The following is a 17208-nucleotide window of genomic DNA, read 5'->3' on the forward strand; positions in this document are numbered from 1 at the left end:
CCCAAAAAATATGTTTACTTCTGAGACTTCCCTCTCAAACGCCGCTCTCGAAAGCAGGGCGGCGTTCTCTTGTCGACGGCTCTCTTACGCGCCACAACGCTCATTCGGCAGATGAGCCCGGGCCGCGCGGGGGCACTCGTCGCCTAGGACTTCGCCCGCGCCAAAAGCGTCACGGTCAAAAGGACACAACCCATGCCAAGTAGCGCAGCCCAGGTCAGGGGCTGATGCAGCACGGTCACAGCGAGCGCAGTCGCCGCCAGCGGCTCGCCGCTCGCGACGAGGCTCGCGTCCGCCGGGGTGATGTCGCGAAGGCTCGCCAGGTACAGGTAAAAGGGTATCAGCGTCCCGAACACCACCACGAAGGCCACCAAGCACCACGCCTCCGCGGAGAGGTGGGGCACCGGGAGGTATGGCGCGGTCGCGAGCCCCACCGCAGCGCCGCCCACCAGCATGCCCCACGCCGTGATCGACAACGGGCCAAACGCGGCGATGAGCGGTACCGGAAAGATGCTGTAGATGGCGACTGCAACCGCCGAAAGGAGCCCCCATGCCACGCACGCCCCCGAAACAGCCAGCCGCTCGATGTGGCCATTCGTGACGAGCAACAGGCAGCCGAGAAGCGCCAAACCCACACAGATGATTTGGAGTGCGGTTGGGGCCCGGCGGGATCGCGCGGACGCGTACCCGACGATGACGATGGGCGCCATGTACTGGAGCACGGTCGCCGTGGCCGCGTTGCCCGCGTGAATCGCTGCGAAATAGGTGTACTGCACGCCGAGGAGCCCGGCTAAACCGAAGACGGCCGTCCGGACGGCGGAGTGCGGCGCGCGCCACGGCGCGAAGGCCTGCACACCCTCTTTGAAGCAGCACGCCGCGAGCAGGAGCACACCCGCGACAACCATGCGCACCGCGACGAGCCAGGCGGGATTGACGTGATCCGCCTGGAAGAGGACCTGCGCCGCCGTGCCGGAGACACCCCAGAGAATGGAACCTAAGAGCGCAAGCCCGATGCCGCGAAAACGCCGAAATCGGTTTCCCTGCGCCATCGAGCGCATTCTGCGTACCACTGCGACAGCCCCAGACACCGCCATCCACCTTTCTGTTTTGCGCTGCATCGACACGCGTCGCGCTGACCGAGCAGCGGCACCAAGCTTCGGCGCAATCGGACGCTTAGGACGATCCACGGCTCCAGGCGAACGCCTCGGGCTGATCCAACCAGATCACGGGGGCGGAACACCGGGATCGAAGAGCGTCGGCAATGCGCCGCATGCCCGGCGACTCGCTCACCTGGTGACCGAGCCACAACACGGCGCGGGAAAATCCCATCGCAGCGGCATCGCGCGCGTACTCCATCGCCTCCCACTCCGGCCCCTCGCCGGCCAACACCACATCGGCGCCCGTCTCGCGAAACACGTGGGCGACGAGATCGCCCGTGCCCCGGTAGCCGGGCAGCAGGGCGGCGCGGCGCACCACGTCGGCGCGGCCGGAGATGCGCACGCGCGGCACGCCGAGCCGAGCGCATACGTCCCGCATGACGTCGTCCAGCCGCCGGCCTTCTGGCCAGACGACGACGGGCACGTCGCACGGCGCCGCAAGCCGCAGACGCACGTCCGCCGCCCACCCAAGCGCCTCCGCAAGCCCCTCGGCGATCCAGTCGGGCGCCGTGCGATGCGGCCGATCGTGCAGGCGATACACCGCGACGCCGAGATCGAGCAAGCGCCGCTTCTTCTGCGAAGCGACGGCGTCATTGGCGGGCGCGTCGCCTTGGTGGCGAAAGAAGGCGCCCTCGTGGCTGAGCAGAAGACCAATCCCTTTCGCCCGCGCCGCCTCCACGACGGACATGGATGCGACAAACGTCACGCCGACGGCGCGCACCGGCGCCTCCGCATCCCCGCACACGAGGCCGTCGACGGAGATGGCCTCGTCGTCGCAGGGCATCATCGATTCAAGCGCCGCGATCACGTCTCTCACCCGCATCGAAACGCCCCCATCGCCGGCCGCCATGGCCAGCGATTCTCTCAGATGCTATGATAGAATGCAAACGAGCTTGGATGCCACTAGGGGAGCGAAAGCTGAGACGGGGGACACCCCGAACCCTTTGAACCTGACCTGGGTAATGCCAGCGTAGGAAAGTGGCGCATGGGACCCTCCCGTGTTCCCCTTTGGCCTCCGGCAGAGGAGGCGCTTCTGATGTCCTTTTCCGCATCGCTGATTGCCATGTCCAACCCCATCCTCGACGCCATCCTGCGCCATCCGTTCGTGCGAGGAATCGCCGAAGGGAACCTCTCGAAAGCGGCGGCCATTCGCTACGTCAGCCAGGACCAGCCGTATCTGGAGACCTACCTGCGCGTCTTCGCACACGCCGCGGCGCTTGCGCCTAGGCACGAAGACGTGGCCGACTTCCACGGGCGCATGTCCCTTCTCCTCGGCGGCGAAACCCAGGCACACGACAACCTGCTGCGCTACGCAGGGGCGACGCCGCACGATGTGGAGGGCCAGCCGAAGTTGCCCACCTTGCACCACTACGAGAGCCACCTCCTGGCCTCGGCGGCGCGCGGCGACTTCGCGGAACTCGTGGCGGCCATCCTGCCGTGCCATCACGTGTATGTCGAGATCGGCCAGCGGCTCGAACCCATCCTCGAGGAGAAGCCGGATCACCCGTTCGCGGCCTGGATCCGCTTCTACGCCGATCCCGGCATGCAAGACGCCACACATCGCCTCTTCGCGATGATCGATCGGGAGGCCGCGCACTTCTCGACCGAGCGGGCCCGGCGGGTCGAGGCGGCGTTTGTCGCGAGCTGCCACCTCGAGTACCGGTTCTTCGACATGGCCTACCGCGGCGAGTCGTGGCTCCCGAAGGAGGCGTTGAGCGATGTTTCGACACCCTGACGGCCATGTGGCGCGCATGCTCACCATCGCCGGATCCGACTCCGGCGGCGGCGCCGGCATCCAGGCGGACCTCAAGACGGCTCACCAGTTCGACGTGTACGGCATGAGCGTGCTCACCGCCGTCACCGCGCAGAATACCGTCGGCGTGCAGGCCGTGTATCCCCTGCCCGTCGACATCGTGCGGGCGCAGTTTGAGTCCGTGCGCGACGATTTGGGCTTTGACGCCATCAAGACGGGCATGCTCGGCGATCGCGCCGCCATCCACGCCGTCGCAGACGCTCTCGCGGGCGTCGACTGCCCCATCGTCGTGGACCCGGTGATGATCGCGAAGGGCGGCGAGGCGCTGCTCCATCCGGACGATGTCGCGGCCGTGATCGAGCGCATGCTGCCGCTCGCGTTCGTCGCGACGCCGAATACGCCCGAGGCGGAGCGGCTGACCGGCATCCCCATCCGCTCGCTCGCGGACGCGGCGCGGGCGGCCGAGGCGCTGGCAGGGCTCGGCGCGCAGTATGCCGTGGTCAAAGGCGGACATCTCGAAGGCGCGGGCCATCTCGCCATCGATGTGGTGTTCCACGACGGCGCGTGGACCTTTTTCGCCGCCCCCCGCGTCCCGAGCCACAAGACCCACGGCACCGGCTGCACGTTTTCGTCCGCCATCGCCGCTTGCCTTGCGCGCGGGGCTCGGCCGCTCGAGGCCATCGCCGCGGCGAAGTCGTTCATCTCGCGCGCCATCGCGGCGGCCGCGGACTGGGACGTCGGCCGCGGGCATGGGCCCACGGATCACAGCCAATCTCCCGTCTGGCCGGAGCGGATCGAGGCCGGGCGGATGTACGTGTTCGATGGCCATCAGTATGCCGAGGCCGCTCCTCCACTGTGAGATTTGGCTCGGCCGAAGGGAGATTTGCAGATGCAGATGGGACAATGGCTCGCGCGGGTGCGCGAGGAGCGCCCGCTCGTCCACAACATCACGAACTTGGTCGTGACGAACGTTGCAGCCAACACCCTGCTCGCGCTCGGCGCCTCGCCCGTCATGGCGCACGCGCACGAAGAGGTCGCGGACATGGTCGCCATCGCCCGCGCGCTCGCGCTCAACCTGGGCACGCTCGACCCGTACGTCGTGACGAGCATGGATCTCGCGAGCGAAGCTGCGAACCGCCGCGGCGTGCCGGTCGTGCTCGATCCCGTCGGGGCCGGCGCCACGCCGTACCGGACCCGCGCGGCGATGCGGCTCCTCGAGACGCGGAACATCCAGGTTCTGCGCGGCAATCAGGGCGAGATCGGCGTCATCACGGGCGCGGGCGGCGAGGTGGCGGGCGTCGACGCCAAAGCTGCCGGAACCGGACTGGCAGACGCCATGATGCGGTTCGCGCGCGATGGCGGCCTCGTCGTCGCGGCGACGGGGGAGCGCGATCTCGTCACCGACGGCGAGGTGGTGTACGAGCTCGAAAACGGCCATCCGTGGGAAGCAGCCATCACCGGATCCGGGTGCTCGCTGACGGCCGTGATCGGCGCGTTTGTGGCCGTCTCGGATGGGACGAAGGGCGGGCTCCTCGAGGCGACCGTCGCCGCCATCACCTGTTTCAACGTGGCGGCCGAGATGGCAGCCGAGGGCGCGAGCGGACCGGGGAGCTTTCAGGTTCGGCTGCTCGATGCGCTGCACGCCATCACCCCAGGCGACGTCGACGCCCGGGCGCGCATTCGGAAAGGATGAGAGGGATGACAAGGCGGGACTGGACGGACAAGCTCCGCGTGTATCTCGTGACGGACGACCGCCCGGACCACGAGGAGGTCGTGGCCATCGTGGAACAGGCGCTCGCGGGCGGCGTGACCTGCGTTCAACTGCGGCGCAAACAGGAGGACGGCGGGCCGATGCTGAAGCTCGCCGTGCGCCTGCGGGAACTCGCGTCCGCCCACGGCGCGCTCTTCATCGTGAACGATCGGCTCGATATCGCGCTTTTGTCGGACGCGGACGGGGTGCACGTGGGACAGACGGACCTCCCCGCCTCCCTTGTGAAATCCCGCTTTCCCGAGCTTGTCGTCGGCGTCTCGGCGCGATCCGTCGACGAAGCGGTGCGAGCCGAACAGGACGGCGCGGATTACCTGGGCGTCGGATCCGTGTATCCCACGGCGACGAAGGGCGACGCCGTCCTCACGGGCCTGGATGTGCTCGCCGCCTGCAGGCGCGCCGTCCGCATTCCCATCGTCGGCATTGGCGGCATCACCGTCGACCGGGCGCCGGAGGTCATGGCCGCGGGCGCAAACGGCGTCGCGGTCGTATCGGCCATCATGTCGGCGCCCGACCCGAAAGCTGCGGCCGCGGCGTTGGCGCAGCGGACATCCTTGTGAGCCCGTTTTGCGCGCCAAACGCTCGGTCGCGCTGCAAGTCCCAGAGTTGCCGATACACGCCGCCCTGCCGCAGAAGCGCGGCGTGCGTCCCCCGCTCCACCACGCGCCCGCCCTGCATCACCAGGATGTCGTCCATCCGCTCAAGCCCCACCAGCCGGTGGGTGATCCAAACGACCGTCCTTCCCTCCGTCGCGCGGAAGAACGCGTCCACGAACGCCCGCTCCGTCTCGACGTCGAGCGAAGCGGTCGGTTCGTCGCAGAGGACAACTTCCGCGCCGCGGAGCACGGCCCGCGCGAGGGCCACGCGCTGGCGCTCTCCTCCCGAAAGGGCAAAGCCTCGATCCCCCACGACGGTGGACAGGCCGTCCGGCAGGCGCGCCACGAGATCCTCGAGCTGCGCCACCGCAAGCGCACGCGCGATATCCTCGTCCGTCGCGTCGGGGCGCGCCAAGAGGAGGTTCTGCCTCAGGGACGTGTGGAACAGATACGCTTCCTGCGGCACCGCGGTCACGAGCCGCCGCAGATCCGCGTCTGACCACGCCCCAATGGGCCGCCCGAACCACCGGATGTCGCCCTGCTCGATGGGGATGAGGCCGAGCGCGGCCTCGAGAAGCGTCGTCTTCCCCGCGCCACTGTCCCCGACGATCGCGACGCGCTGGCCGCGCTTCACCTCGAGATCGATTCCCTGGAGGGCCCAAAGAGAGCCTCGGCGACAGCAAAGCCCCTTGATGGACAGGGCGACGTCTTCCGAGGCCGGGCCGTAAGGGGCCTCGGTCTGTGGAGGGCTCACGTCGCGCCGCAGTGCCGCGGGCAGGGGTGCGAAGTCCCCCACCCGCGAGGCGGATGCGGCCATCTCCTGCGCCTCCGCGTAGACCGATCCGACGGCGAGCCATGGCTCAAATGACGCCGTCGCGGCGAGCGCGATGGCAGCCATCATGGTGCCGGGCAGATGCGCCGCGAGGTGCAGGCGGATGGCTTCCCCGAGGAGGCCGCCCACCGTGGCCATCGCCGCCGCGAACAACATGCCTTCCGCCGCCGCCTTCGCCAAATCGATCCGCGCGGTGAAGCGTTCTTCCGTCGCTTCGATCTTCTCGAGCCGTGCGAGCGCTCGGCTCGCCTCCCCGTGCGCCAGGACGTCCTCCAGCCCACGGACGAGATCGTCCAGGGCGGCCGTGCGGGCGCGCCGCAAGGCGTCTCGAGCTCTCTGCCACCGGGCCGTCAGCCCGTAGAACAGCCCTGGCAGGACCGCACCCACCAGGACCACGCCCGCGGCGAAGATGGCCGCGAGGCGCGGATCGATCCGCCAAAGCCACACCGCGGTGAGGGCGCTCGCGCCTATGGCGCTCGCGAACGGAAGGACCAGGCGGAGAAGAAGGCTTTGGAGTCGATCCATATCCGCGAGGACGAGATCGAGCGCCTCACCCGTCCTGCGCCCGAGCCACGCATCGGGTTGAGCGTCCAGGTGGGCGAACACGAGCGCCCGAAGCCGCGCCGCAAGGCGCAAAATGGTGTCGTGCGAGACGAGGCGGTCCAGGTAGCGCATGGCCGCCCGGCTCGTGCCGAAGAACCGCACGGCGACAATGGGCACCCAGAGCATCAGGATGGTGGGCGGGCGAAGCGCCGACGCCGAGATGAGGTATCCGGCCGTGGCCATCATCGCCGTGGACGCGAGCGCGGTGCCCATCGACAGGCCCAACGTGCCGGTTAGGCGGCCCTGCGCCGGGCGCAGCCAGCGATACATCCATCGAAGATGACGCATCACGCGGACACCTCCTCATCGCGATAGCGCCGCACCATGGCTCGAAAGGCGCCGTTTGCCTGGAGCAGCGCCTCCGGGCGCCCCTCCTCGACGAGGCGGCCGCCCTCGAGCACAAGGACGCGATCCGCCGCGAGCGCGAGGCTCAGCCGATGCACGACGGCGAGCGACGTGCGCTCCTTGAGCCACGGGACGAGCCGCTCCTCGAGCGCGCGCTCGGTGGCGAGATCGAGCGATCGCGTCGGCTCGTCCAGGAGCGCCACGGCCGGCCTCCGGAGCACCAGGCGCGCCAGGGCCAGCCGCTGCCGCTCGCCCCCAGAGAGCGCCACCCGCTCGCCGTCCAGCTCCGTGTCCACGCCGCCAGGCAGCCGCTCGATGACCTCGTCGAGCCCCGACATCAAAAGCGCCTCCCGAATCTCCGCTTCGGAGCGCGCCTCTTTCCACGTGAGGTTGTCGCGCAGCGTCGCGTGGAACCACGCCGGCTCCTGCGCGACAAGCCCCAAATGAAATCGAAACGCGTCGCGATCGATCTCGTCGAGCGGCACGCCGCCGACCAGCACCTCGCCTGACTCCGGCCGGATGAACCCGAGCAGCACGGCGATGAGCGTGCTCTTTCCCGCGCCGCTCGGACCGACGACGGCGACCAACTCGCGCGGCCCCATGCGGAACGAGACGTCCTGTAGCGCGGGCTCGGCGGCGCCGGGATAGCGGACGGTGACGTGACGAAATTCGATGGTGACGCCCTGCGGGCTGACAAACGGCGCGCGGCCTCCGTCGCGTGCCGGCATGGCCGGGGACGGCGTCTCAAGGACCTCACGATGCCGCTCGAGCATCGCCAGCCCGTCCCGCGCCGCGTGATACTGGGCACCCGCCGTGCGAATCGGCAGGTAATACTCCGGCGCGAGCAGGAGCAGCACGAGCGCCGCGGCGAAGTCCATGTGGCCGCTCAATAGGCGGATGCCGAGCGACACGGCCACGAGACCGATGCTCACCATCGTGAACAGTTCGGTCACGAGCGAAGACAAAAACGCGAGCCGGAGCACCTTCATCGTCGTCCGCCGGTAATCATCGGCCACCCGCTCGATGATCTCCACCTGCGCGCGGCTGCGCCCGAACACTTTCAGCGTCCAAAGCCCGCGAACCACGTCGAGGAAATGGCCGCCGAGGCGTTCGAGTGCCTCAAACCGCCTGTCGGTAGCCTTCTGCGCCGCCTGTCCCACGAGGACAAGCAGCAGCACCATGAAGGGCACCGTCACGGCAAGGATGAGCGCCGTCAAGCGGTCCACCGCAGCTGCGAAGGCGAGGATGGCGACGGGTACCGCCGCGGAAGCGGCGGCCTGCGGGAGGTAGCTCGCGAGATACGCGTCCATCCCGTCGATCCCGTCCGTGAGCCACGTCCGCCACGCCCCGGCGGGATGGCGGCGCACCTCCACGGGCCCAAGCGCGGCAATCTGCCGCACCATCTCCCGCCGAATGCGCCGCTTGACACACGACGCGAAGCGCTGCGACAGCCACTTGGCGGCTGCCATCAGAGCCGCCCGCGCTGCGATCACGGCGAGGAACGCAGAGAGCGCGTCGAGCCACGCGTGCGGCCGGCCGGCGCGCGGGAACACGGAGCTCACGGCCCGCGAAAGGTACCACGCCTGGGGCAAGACAAGCAGCCCAGCAAGCGCGGCCGCGGAAGACGCCAGCAGGAACGTGATCCGCTCCCGGCGCGTCGCGATCGGCAGACGATGAGCGATGGAACGCATGGCCTTCACCTTCGTTCCTCAGTATTCGAGCGGGTGATCGCTCGACAGGCGCTTCCGGAACACCCAGTAGCTCCACCCTTGGTACAGAAGCACGAACGGCACCACCGTCAGCGCGACGATGGTCATGACTTTGAGCGAGTACGGATTCGATGCCGTGTTGTAAATCGTCAGGCTCCAGGCGGGATTCAGCGAGCTCACCATCACGCGCGGGAACAGATCCATGAAGACCGTGATGGTGGAGAGAACGATGGTCAGCCCCGTCATGAAGAACGCCCAACCGTCTCGCTTCGCGCGAATGAAGAACTGCACCGAGAACAGGGCCAAGCCGGCGAGGATGGGCACGACGCCCGGGTCGATGCCGCGGCGCGTGAACATGTCCGTCTCGAGATAGCTCAGCACGACGAACAGGAAGGTGACCGCCGTCGCCCAGGCGCCCACGGCCATGGCGGCCGCACGAGCCCTCTCCTGCAGCACGCCGGACGTTCTGAGCGAGATGAAGAGCGCCCCGTGCAAAACGAAGAGAAGCGTCATGCTCACGCCGCCCATGACCGAGTAGAGGCTGATGAGATCCCAAAACGATCCGACGTAGTTCTTGTTCTGATCGATCGGGACGCCGTGCATCATGTTGGCCAGCGCGACGCCCCACAAGAGTGGTGGCAACAGGCTGCCGCCGAAGATGACCCAGTCCCAGAACCTTCTCCAGGCTGCGTGTTCGACCTTGCTGCGAAATTCGAACGCCACGCCGCGCCCGATGAGCGACACGAGGAGCAGAAAGAGCGCCATGTAAAATCCGCTGAACAGCGTGGCGTACCACCCCGGGAAGGCGGCGAACATCGCGCCGCCCGCCGTGATGAACCACACCTCGTTCGCATCCCAGAACGGCCCGATGGTGTTGATGAGAAGCCTGCGCTCGTCGTCCGTCTTGCCGAGAAAAGGAACCAGGATGCCGACGCCGTAGTCGAAGCCCTCAAGGAAGAAGAAACCGATGAACAACACGGCGATGACCGCAAACCAGAACGATTCAAGCGTCATCTCGCGCACCTCCCGAGCGAGTCGGCCTCATGTCACAGCGCCACAGGCGACAGCGACTCCGTCTCATCGCCGTGATCGCCCTCCACAGGCCCCTGCCGCACGACGCGCGCAATGAGGAACAAGTCCACCGCGGCGAGAAGCCCGTAGAGCACCGTGAAGGTGATGAGCGTGACGAGCACGTCGCCTGCCGACACCGTCGGCGACACGCCGTCTTTCGTCAGCTGGAGACCGTACACCACCCACGGCTGCCGCCCCATTTCCGTCATGATCCAGCCCATGGTGTTCGCGATGAAGGGCAGCGAGATGGCTGGAATCATCCATCTCAGGTAGCGCTGGCTCTGCACAAGGCGATCCCGCACGATCCGCCACACGCCCCACGCGGAAGCCGCGAACATGAGAAGCCCGGCGAACACCATGACCCGGAAACTCCAGAAGACCGCCGTCACATCCGGGATGTAGTTGCCCGGACCGTAACGCGCCTGCATCTGTTGCTGGAGCTCGAGGATGCCCGGCACGCTGCCGTACAGCCGGTTGTACGAGAGGACGCTGAGCAGATACGGGATTTGAATCATCCACGTGTTCTTGTGCGCGCCAGCGTGGATGACGGCAAACAGCGTCCACGGCGCCGGGCTGCCGCTTGTCGTCCAGAGCGCCTCCGAGGCCGCCAGCTTCATGGGCTGGGACACCAGGAGGTACTGCGCCTGCTCATGCCCGACAACCATCACGAGGAAGCTCGCGGCCACGCCGAGGATGGACGCCATAGCGAACGACGGTTGGAACACCTCCACGTGGCGCCTGCGCAGGATCTGATACGCGCTGATGCCCATTACGACGAACGCGCCGGTCACGAGCGACCCGAGAAACACGTGCGGAAACTCGTACCAGAGCTGCGGGTTGGTGATGAGCGCCCCGAAGCTCGACATCTCGGCGTGGCCGTCCTTCAACGTGTAGCCCACCGGATGCTGCATGAAGGCGTTCGCGGTCAGGATCCAGAACGCCGAGAGCGTGGTCCCGATGGCCACGAGCCATATGGACGCGACGTGCATGCGCTTCGAGAGCTTATCCCATCCGAACATCCACACGCCCAAAAACGTCGATTCGAGGAAAAACGCGAGCAGCGATTCGATGGCGAGCGGCGCGCCAAACACGTCGCCCACAAAGCGGGAATAGTTCGCCCAGTTCATGCCGAACTGGAACTCCTGCAGAATGCCCGTCACCACGCCCACCGCAAAGTTGATGAGAAAGATCTTGCCCCAGAACTGCGCCATCTGCTTGTAACGGTCGTCCTTTTTGGCGACGTACAGGGTCTCCATGATGGCAATCAGGTACACGAGACCGATGGTCACCGGGACGAAGAAGAAATGGTACACCGTCGTAATGCCGAATTGCCACCGCGCCAACGCGACTTCACTGGGCATGCGCTCTCCCCCTTGGACTCGTGATCACGAGTGAAAATCTGGAGCGCTCCTTACACCTGGATCGTATCACCATGCCCTTCGAAAAACATGCGTTCTTCGTATAGGTTTTTGAACAAACCGCGGCGCGAGCTTGAACAGTTTGTAACGGCCCGTCAGGGGTTCGCCATACAAAAAAAGAACCGCTCGAAGGCCCCTCCTTGAGCCCTTCGAGCGGCTTCGTTTGCCGCGGCTTATCCCGCGTGTTTCTCTGTCTCTTCGCTGCGAAAATACTCCTCGCCCTTCAGTTTCACTTCCGGCAGGAAGAACGTGCCGATGAACGTGAGCGCGGAAAAGACCAACCCGACCAAAAACAGCTGCTGGATCCCGTACGTCAACGACAGCTTGACCGCCTGCATGAGCTGGTGGTACAGCGCCTGCCCAGCCGGGCCGAGCCGGTCGAACTCGGCGGCAATGGCCTTCTGCGCCTGCGACGTGAGGAGCGCCTGCGGGTTGAGCGATCCCATCTTCGATCTCATCGCCGACAGGGAAGGCGGCAGCAGTTCACCAAGCTTGCGCGAGAACGCGTGGTTCAGCACCGTTCCGAACACGGGCGACGCAATGACGCCGCCGAGCGAACTCACGAACTGCTGGCTCGCGTTCACCGTCCCCATCACGCGGTACGGAAACGCGTTTTGCACCGCCATGTTCATGAGCGGCATCAAGGCGCCGATGCCAAGGCCCAGGACGACCATGTCCACCATGATGGTCGGCCACGACGTGTGAACGTCGACCCGATTCAACAGAACCGAACCCACGACGATCACGGCACCCGAGATCCACGCCACATGGCGGTACCGGCCCGTCTTCGACATCACCTGCCCCGAAACCATGCTGCCGACCATGAACCCGCCCATCATCGGCGTCATGACCCAACCGCTGTTCTGCGCGTTCAGCCCAATCACGCCCTGCACGAAGATGGGCAGGTACATGAGGCTTCCGAACATCGCCATGCCCACGAGCAGCTGCAGCACGAGCGACGTCGTGAACACCCGGTTGCGAAACAACCACGGCGCAACGAGCGGATCCGGCGCGCGCATCTCCCAGACGACGAACGCCACCAGGACCAGCGCGCCGCCCGCCAGCATACCGACGATTTCAAACGAGCCCCACGCGTACTTGCTCCCCGCCCAGGTGAGCGCGAGCAGGATGGGCACGAGGCCGACGGTGAGGAGCGCCGCCCCCTGCCAGTCGACCTTGACCTGATCCTTCGTCCGAACCGTGGGCAGCGCGAACACGACGCCGACGATGGCGACGACGACAAACGGCAGGTTGACGTAAAACACCCATCGCCAAGACCAGTCATCTGTAATGAACCCCCCGATGGCCGGCCCGACAATGCTCGAGAGCCCAAACACGGCCATCATCACGCCCATCCAACGCGCGCGCTCCTTCGGCGAAAAGATGTCGCCGATGGTTGCCCGCGGCATGCTCATCATGGCCCCGGCGCCGACGCCTTGCACCGCGCGGGCCCAGACGAGTTCCAACATGCTGTGGGCCTGGCCCGAGATGGCGGATCCGATGCCGAACATCACAAGCCCGAACAAATAAAACGGCTTACGCCCAAACACGTCCGACAGCTTTCCGTAGATGGGCACCGTGATGGACGACGTGATCATGTACGCAGTGAACACCCACGTGTACAGGTTCAGCCCGTGCAAATCACTGATGACCGTCGGCATGGCCGTGGACACGACGGTCTGATCCAGCGACGAGAAGAACATGGTCACGAGCACGGTGGCAAACGCCCACCACTTGCGCGACCCGGTGATCTGATTCGTCCTCTGCACCTCATACGAAGCGCTCAAGTTCATACCTCCTGACGAGGAGTCTCTTCCCCGTACGATTCCATGCGCAGTTGTTTCGCCGCAGCGACCATCGTCTCGAGCGCCGAGACGCACTGCTTAAACGCCCCAGGTTCGATCCGCGACACCATCTGCCGCATCATTTCGAACCACGCCCGCTCCACCTCGGCGAGCTTGGCGCGCCCGGCCTCCGTCAGTTCAATCACGACCACCCGCCTGTCCTCCTCGTCCCGGACCCGCGAGACGTAGCCATGATGCTCGAGGCGGTCGATCATCACGGTGATGGCGCTCGGCGTCACCTCCAAGCGTTCCGCGAGCTGCGACACCTTGAGCCGCCCTTCGCGCCGGATCATCTGCATGGTGAAAAACTGACCCGCGGTGAGGCCCGTGTGCAGACGGTTCAGCAAATGCGGGCCGAACTCCTGCGCCAGCACCCCGAGCGACTGTGCAAACCGCTGGGTCAGCGCATCCATGTCCCCTCTCATCCGCGATCCTCCTGATGTTCAATCGTTCAAATCGCCAAATCATTATAATCAGCTAATCTTTCTACCGTTTAACATTTACATTGTATAAATGTCTCGCGATCGCGTCAAGTCGACGCGATCGGACACGCGACGCGTCCCGCTTGTGATACGATCGCCCAAACGGAATCGCGCGACGTGCCCTTGCGCGTGAGGATGGGAGGATTGGGCCGATGGACTACCGCATTCACGGCACGACCATGCAGACCCTGGAGGTTCGGCTCGAACCGGGAGAAAGCGTGTTTTCGGAGGCGGGGTGCCTGCTCGCGATGACGCCGGGCACGTACATGGAGACGCGGGCGCCGGGCGGCCTCGCCGGGATGTTTCGGCGAGCGCTGAGCGGCAACAGCGTGTTCCTCACGTACTACCGCGCAGCGCGAGGCGAATCGGTGGTGCAGTTCACCACGCGCATGCCCGGGCATATCCTCGCGCTGCCGCTGCGCCAATACGGCCGCGTGATCGCAGAGCGGCACAGCTTTCTCTGCGCGGAATCGACAGTGGACTACGGCGTGGAGGTCACGCTCAACATCGGCCGGTTTCTCGGCGGCAACGGCCTGGCGCTGACCCACCTGGCCGGGGACGGGATGGCGTTTCTTTCGATTGACGGCGAGATCGTCGAGCGCGATCTCGCCCGGGGCGAGAGCCTCCTCGTTCATCCCGGCCACATCGCGGCGTTCACGGACGGGATCGACTACCGCGTCCAGCTCATGCAGGGCGTCGCCAACATGCTGTTTTCGGGAGACGGGCTGTTCCTGGTGGAGCTGACGGGGCCGGGGCGCGTGTGGCTGCACTCGGTCACCGTGCACAACCTGATCCACATCATTCAGGAGTACTGGGGATCGCCGCGCTGACGCTGAGGCGCAGGGCGCCCGTGTGCGGATCGCGAAACGGACGCGCATCGACGCGAAAGACGGCGCGCAGAAGCGCAGGCGTAAACACCTCGTCGGGCGATCCGTCGGCGACCAACCGACCGCGGTGCAGGCAGACCGTGCGGTGACAGTGAGAGAGGGCGAGCTCCAAATGGTGAAGGGCGATGATGACCAGGCGGCCTTCCGCCGCGAGGGCGCGAAGCCTGGCCAGGATGTCGAGCTGATAATGGATGTCGAGGCTCGCGATGGGCTCGTCCAGGAGCAAAATGGGCGCTCCCTGAGCCAGACAGCGCGCGATGGCCGCCCGCTGTCGCTCGCCCCCAGAGAGATGCGCGAGCGGCGTGTCTTCGTACCCCCTTAGCCCCATCACAGCGAGCGCCTCGTCCACCGCGGCCGCGTCTGCCCTGTCCAGCACACCTCGCGGCGCGTGGCTGTATCGACCCATCTCGACGAACTCGCGCACGGTAAAGGGGATGTCGTCCGCGAGAAACTGCGGAAGATACGCCACGCGGCGAGCGCGCCAGCGGGGTTCGCGCGCGTGAACGGGCTCGCCCATAACCTGAACCATGCCGCCCGTCGGGCGAAGCACGCCTGCCATCGTGCGCAGGAGCGTGGTCTTCCCTGCGCCGTTTGGGCCCACCAGGCCCACCATCTCGCCTGGCGCGAATTCGGCGCAGATGTCCCGCAGAATGGGATGGTAGTGGAGGTGATGGATCTGGATCATAGGCCCGCGTCCCTTCCACGCCGCTGTCGGTACAACAGATAGAGAAAAAAGGGCACGCCGAGGCACGACGTCACGATGCCGACGTTCAACTCGGCGGGCTGAACCGCGGTCCGGCCGACGAGATCGGACAGCGTGAGAAGCACCGCGCCGCCCATCGCGGACGCGGCGAGGAGCGGGCGGTGATTCGCGCCCATGAGGCGCCGCAGGATGTGCGGCACGATGAGGCCGACGAACGAGATGACGCCTGTGGTGCTCACGGCCACGCTCACGATGAGCGCGGCGATGGCGAGGGAGGCGCGCTTGATTCGCTCCACGTCCACGCCCACCGCCTCCGCGTGCTCCTCGCCCGTCGTGAGGATGTCGTACGCAAAGGCGAGCCGCAAAAAGACGGTCAACGCGATTGCGTTGACCGCCGCGAGCATCGCGGCCTCCGTCCAGTTCGATCCGTCCAGGCCGCCGAACAGCCAGAACATCATCTGCTGCATTTCCTCGAGCGGAGATAGGTCGAGGATGGCCGTGATGACGGCGCTGCACAGCGAACTCAGGGCGACGCCCGCGAGGAGCAGCCGATACATATCGGTGCGCTGGGCCCGCGTCGCAAGCCGGTAGATCCCAGCGGCCACCGCCAGTCCGAAGGCGAAGGCCAGAGCGGGCGTGGCCGCTTGATAGCGCGCAGAAAGCCCCGTCGCGACGGCGATCACGGCCCCGAGCGCGCCGCCGCTCGACACGCCGATGACGCCCGGGTCCGCCATGGGGTTGCGCAGGATGGCCTGAAGCACAGCCCCTGAGAGCGCGAGCGCGGATCCCGCCAACACGGCCACGACGAGCCGAGGCCAGCGAATCGCGCCCACGACCACCGCATCAAGGCCGCGATGGCCTGCGAAGTACGCCCACGTGTCGGCCGGAATCTGCCAAAAGGGGATGGAGACGGGCCCGATGCCGATCTCGAGCGCGGCCGAGGCGAGAAGCGCACATGCGAGCGCCCCAAAGGCCCAGGCGCGGCGCCTAGTCATGCCATCACCTTCGGCGCCTTCAGGTGCGCGGTGGGGTGCAGCACCTTCGCGACGTCGTACACGGCGCGGACGACATACTGCGACACCGAGGAAAGATCGGCGCTGTTGATGGCGTACAGGTGATGCTCGCGCACCGCGGTGACCGACTGCAGCGCCGGATCCGAGGCAAGTTTCTTCAGGAAGGCCGCGTCGTCGGACGAGTCGATGATCACGTCCGGGTTCCACTTCACGATCTGCTCGTCCGTGATCTTCTGCCACCCGTTCAACATGTGCGCCACGTTCACGCCGCCCGCGTCGCGGATGATGTCGTCGACGGTCGTGTCGCGACCGGCCGCATAGCCATACGAGCCGTAGTCGAGGACGGTCGGCCGCGGTTGGCCTTGAACCGCGCCTTCGATTTGCGTGATGTCCTGCTTCATGTTGGCGACGAGCGCGTTGGCCTTGGCGGGCTCGCCGACGAGCCGGCCGACGGTCAGGATGTTCTTCTCGATGTCGGCGATGGAGTTGAAGTCATTCAGGCTGAACGCGTACATGGGGACGCCGGCTTGATGGAGTTGATCGAGCACGCTCTTCGTGACGTAGCCCGCCTCGAGGACGAGATCGGGATGGACGGCCAGCGCCTGTTCCGGGTCGTCCCCGCTCCAAGCGGGAATGCCCTTGACCTGGGCGACCACATTCGAGTACTCGGGATTGGACGCCATGGTCGTCACGAGCGCGATGCGAGATCTGGGGACGAGCGAGACGAGGATCTCGTCCGTGCCCTCCGAACCGGACACGATGCGCATCGGCTGGTGTTTCAGGGTGACCGTGTTCCCCATGTCGTCCTTCACGGTCATGGGGTACGAAATGGCTGAGGCTGCGCTCGAGTTGGAGGTGAGGCTGTTTTGCGTGGCGTGCGGCGTGCCGCAACCTGAGACCATGGCGCTGAGCGCAAGCGCCGCAGCCAACGCGGTTCCTTTGAACATCCCATGTTTCAACACGTGTGGACCCCCCAATCTGTACGTGGAGCGGTCCCATTCGAAGAAATGGCGGACGGAATGCCCGCGCG

At 66.3% G+C, this 17208-nt stretch carries 16 protein-coding genes and 1 riboswitch; of the genes, 5 read left to right on the forward strand and 11 right to left on the reverse strand.

Annotation, left to right across the window (positions count from 1 at the left end; translation table 11 throughout):
- Positions 1–143: 143 nt before the first annotated feature.
- Together AACI_RS09525 and AACI_RS09530 are read right to left on the reverse strand one after the other, a co-directional pair.
- Complete coding sequence (locus AACI_RS09525; protein WP_245530532.1) at positions 144–1091, reverse strand: DMT family transporter; 948 nt, start codon at positions 1089–1091, stop codon at positions 144–146.
- A 79-nt stretch (positions 1092–1170) separates the two neighbouring features.
- A complete protein-coding gene (locus tag AACI_RS09530; protein WP_012811220.1) occupies positions 1171–1977 on the reverse strand; it encodes a Nif3-like dinuclear metal center hexameric protein in 807 nt (268 codons plus the stop codon).
- Between the two features lie 72 nt (positions 1978–2049).
- Positions 2050–2148: riboswitch (TPP riboswitch) on the forward strand.
- Between the two features lie 42 nt (positions 2149–2190).
- Here AACI_RS09530 and tenA point away from each other — a divergent pair.
- The 4 genes from tenA to thiE are packed head-to-tail and all read left to right on the forward strand — an operon-like array spanning position 2191 to position 5235.
- Entirely contained in the window at positions 2191–2889 is a 699-nt protein-coding gene (gene tenA, locus AACI_RS09535) for a thiaminase II (protein WP_012811221.1), read from the forward strand.
- Positions 2873–3766 (forward strand): bifunctional hydroxymethylpyrimidine kinase/phosphomethylpyrimidine kinase, encoded by an 894-nt coding sequence (gene thiD, locus AACI_RS09540; RefSeq protein WP_012811222.1) that lies wholly within the window; start codon positions 2873–2875, stop codon positions 3764–3766. The genes tenA and thiD overlap by 17 nt, the downstream gene beginning before the upstream one ends.
- 30 nt (positions 3767–3796) lie before the next feature.
- Entirely contained in the window at positions 3797–4600 is an 804-nt protein-coding gene (gene thiM / locus AACI_RS09545; RefSeq protein ID WP_012811223.1) for a hydroxyethylthiazole kinase, read from the forward strand.
- A gap of 5 nt (positions 4601–4605) precedes the next feature.
- Positions 4606–5235 (forward strand): thiamine phosphate synthase, encoded by a 630-nt coding sequence (thiE, locus tag AACI_RS09550; protein ID WP_041707486.1) that lies wholly within the window; start codon positions 4606–4608, stop codon positions 5233–5235.
- Here thiE and cydC read toward each other — a convergent pair.
- From cydC to AACI_RS09580, 6 genes are all read right to left on the reverse strand, one after another.
- The gene (gene cydC, locus AACI_RS09555; protein ID WP_012811225.1) at positions 5174–6994 is read right to left on the reverse strand and encodes a thiol reductant ABC exporter subunit CydC; all 1821 of its coding nucleotides are present in this window, start codon (positions 6992–6994) and stop codon (positions 5174–5176) included. The two genes, thiE and cydC, sit on opposite strands and share 62 nt — an antisense overlap.
- Complete coding sequence (cydD, locus tag AACI_RS09560) at positions 6994–8742, reverse strand: thiol reductant ABC exporter subunit CydD (protein WP_245530788.1); 1749 nt, start codon at positions 8740–8742, stop codon at positions 6994–6996. The genes cydC and cydD overlap by 1 nt, the downstream gene beginning before the upstream one ends.
- Positions 8743–8760: 18 nt before the next feature.
- Positions 8761–9774: a cytochrome d ubiquinol oxidase subunit II gene (gene cydB / locus AACI_RS09565; RefSeq protein ID WP_012811227.1), complete on the reverse strand. Its 1014-nt coding sequence runs from the start codon at positions 9772–9774 to the stop codon at positions 8761–8763.
- A gap of 32 nt (positions 9775–9806) precedes the next feature.
- Entirely contained in the window at positions 9807–11192 is a 1386-nt protein-coding gene (locus tag AACI_RS09570; protein ID WP_012811228.1) for a cytochrome ubiquinol oxidase subunit I, read from the reverse strand.
- Positions 11193–11422: 230 nt separating this feature from the next.
- Positions 11423–13042, reverse strand: a complete 1620-nt coding sequence (locus tag AACI_RS09575; protein ID WP_041707489.1) for an MDR family MFS transporter — start codon at positions 13040–13042, stop codon at positions 11423–11425.
- Positions 13039–13518, reverse strand: coding sequence for a MarR family winged helix-turn-helix transcriptional regulator (locus AACI_RS09580; RefSeq protein ID WP_012811230.1), 480 nt, complete (start codon positions 13516–13518; stop codon positions 13039–13041). The genes AACI_RS09575 and AACI_RS09580 overlap by 4 nt, the downstream gene beginning before the upstream one ends.
- A 209-nt stretch (positions 13519–13727) precedes the next feature.
- Here AACI_RS09580 and AACI_RS09585 point away from each other — a divergent pair, with 209 nt between their 5' ends.
- Positions 13728–14405, forward strand: a complete 678-nt coding sequence (locus AACI_RS09585) for a TIGR00266 family protein (RefSeq protein WP_012811231.1) — start codon at positions 13728–13730, stop codon at positions 14403–14405.
- Here the strand turns inward: AACI_RS09585 and AACI_RS09590 are convergent.
- Genes AACI_RS09590 through AACI_RS09600 form a run of 3 tightly spaced genes read right to left on the reverse strand, consistent with a single transcriptional unit; the run spans position 14374 to position 17140 of the window.
- On the reverse strand, positions 14374–15147 hold the full coding sequence (locus AACI_RS09590; protein ID WP_012811232.1) for an ABC transporter ATP-binding protein: 774 nt from the start codon (positions 15145–15147) through the stop codon (positions 14374–14376). The two genes, AACI_RS09585 and AACI_RS09590, sit on opposite strands and share 32 nt — an antisense overlap.
- Entirely contained in the window at positions 15144–16160 is a 1017-nt protein-coding gene (locus AACI_RS09595; RefSeq protein ID WP_012811233.1) for a FecCD family ABC transporter permease, read from the reverse strand. The genes AACI_RS09590 and AACI_RS09595 overlap by 4 nt, the downstream gene beginning before the upstream one ends.
- A complete protein-coding gene (locus tag AACI_RS09600) occupies positions 16157–17140 on the reverse strand; it encodes an ABC transporter substrate-binding protein (RefSeq protein ID WP_148213777.1) in 984 nt (327 codons plus the stop codon). Before AACI_RS09600 ends, AACI_RS09595 begins: the two co-directional genes overlap by 4 nt.
- Between the last annotated feature and the right edge of the window lie 68 nt (positions 17141–17208).

Source organism: Alicyclobacillus acidocaldarius subsp. acidocaldarius DSM 446 (assembly GCF_000024285.1).
Classification (GTDB): domain Bacteria; phylum Bacillota; class Bacilli; order Alicyclobacillales; family Alicyclobacillaceae; genus Alicyclobacillus; species Alicyclobacillus acidocaldarius.

What these genes read in the sequence shown, in the direction of transcription:
- AACI_RS09525 (WP_245530532.1), bottom strand. Translation starts at nt 1,091, where the DNA reads ATGGCGGTGTCTGGGGCTGTCGCAGTGGTACGCAGAATGCGCTCGATG.
- thiD (WP_012811222.1), top strand. Translation starts at nt 2,873, where the DNA reads ATGTTTCGACACCCTGACGGCCATGTGGCGCGCATGCTCACCATCGCC.
- thiE (WP_041707486.1), top strand. Translation starts at nt 4,606, where the DNA reads ATGACAAGGCGGGACTGGACGGACAAGCTCCGCGTGTATCTCGTGACG.
- AACI_RS09530 (WP_012811220.1), bottom strand. Translation starts at nt 1,977, where the DNA reads ATGCGGGTGAGAGACGTGATCGCGGCGCTTGAATCGATGATGCCCTGC.
- AACI_RS09575 (WP_041707489.1), bottom strand. Translation starts at nt 13,042, where the DNA reads ATGAACTTGAGCGCTTCGTATGAGGTGCAGAGGACGAATCAGATCACC.
- AACI_RS09595 (WP_012811233.1), bottom strand. Translation starts at nt 16,160, where the DNA reads ATGACTAGGCGCCGCGCCTGGGCCTTTGGGGCGCTCGCATGTGCGCTT.
- cydC (WP_012811225.1), bottom strand. Translation starts at nt 6,994, where the DNA reads ATGCGTCATCTTCGATGGATGTATCGCTGGCTGCGCCCGGCGCAGGGC.
- AACI_RS09570 (WP_012811228.1), bottom strand. Translation starts at nt 11,192, where the DNA reads ATGCCCAGTGAAGTCGCGTTGGCGCGGTGGCAATTCGGCATTACGACG.
- AACI_RS09585 (WP_012811231.1), top strand. Translation starts at nt 13,728, where the DNA reads ATGGACTACCGCATTCACGGCACGACCATGCAGACCCTGGAGGTTCGG.
- tenA (WP_012811221.1), top strand. Translation starts at nt 2,191, where the DNA reads ATGTCCTTTTCCGCATCGCTGATTGCCATGTCCAACCCCATCCTCGAC.
- AACI_RS09590 (WP_012811232.1), bottom strand. Translation starts at nt 15,147, where the DNA reads ATGATCCAGATCCATCACCTCCACTACCATCCCATTCTGCGGGACATC.
- cydB (WP_012811227.1), bottom strand. Translation starts at nt 9,774, where the DNA reads ATGACGCTTGAATCGTTCTGGTTTGCGGTCATCGCCGTGTTGTTCATC.
- AACI_RS09580 (WP_012811230.1), bottom strand. Translation starts at nt 13,518, where the DNA reads ATGAGAGGGGACATGGATGCGCTGACCCAGCGGTTTGCACAGTCGCTC.
- cydD (WP_245530788.1), bottom strand. Translation starts at nt 8,742, where the DNA reads ATGCGTTCCATCGCTCATCGTCTGCCGATCGCGACGCGCCGGGAGCGG.
- thiM (WP_012811223.1), top strand. Translation starts at nt 3,797, where the DNA reads ATGCAGATGGGACAATGGCTCGCGCGGGTGCGCGAGGAGCGCCCGCTC.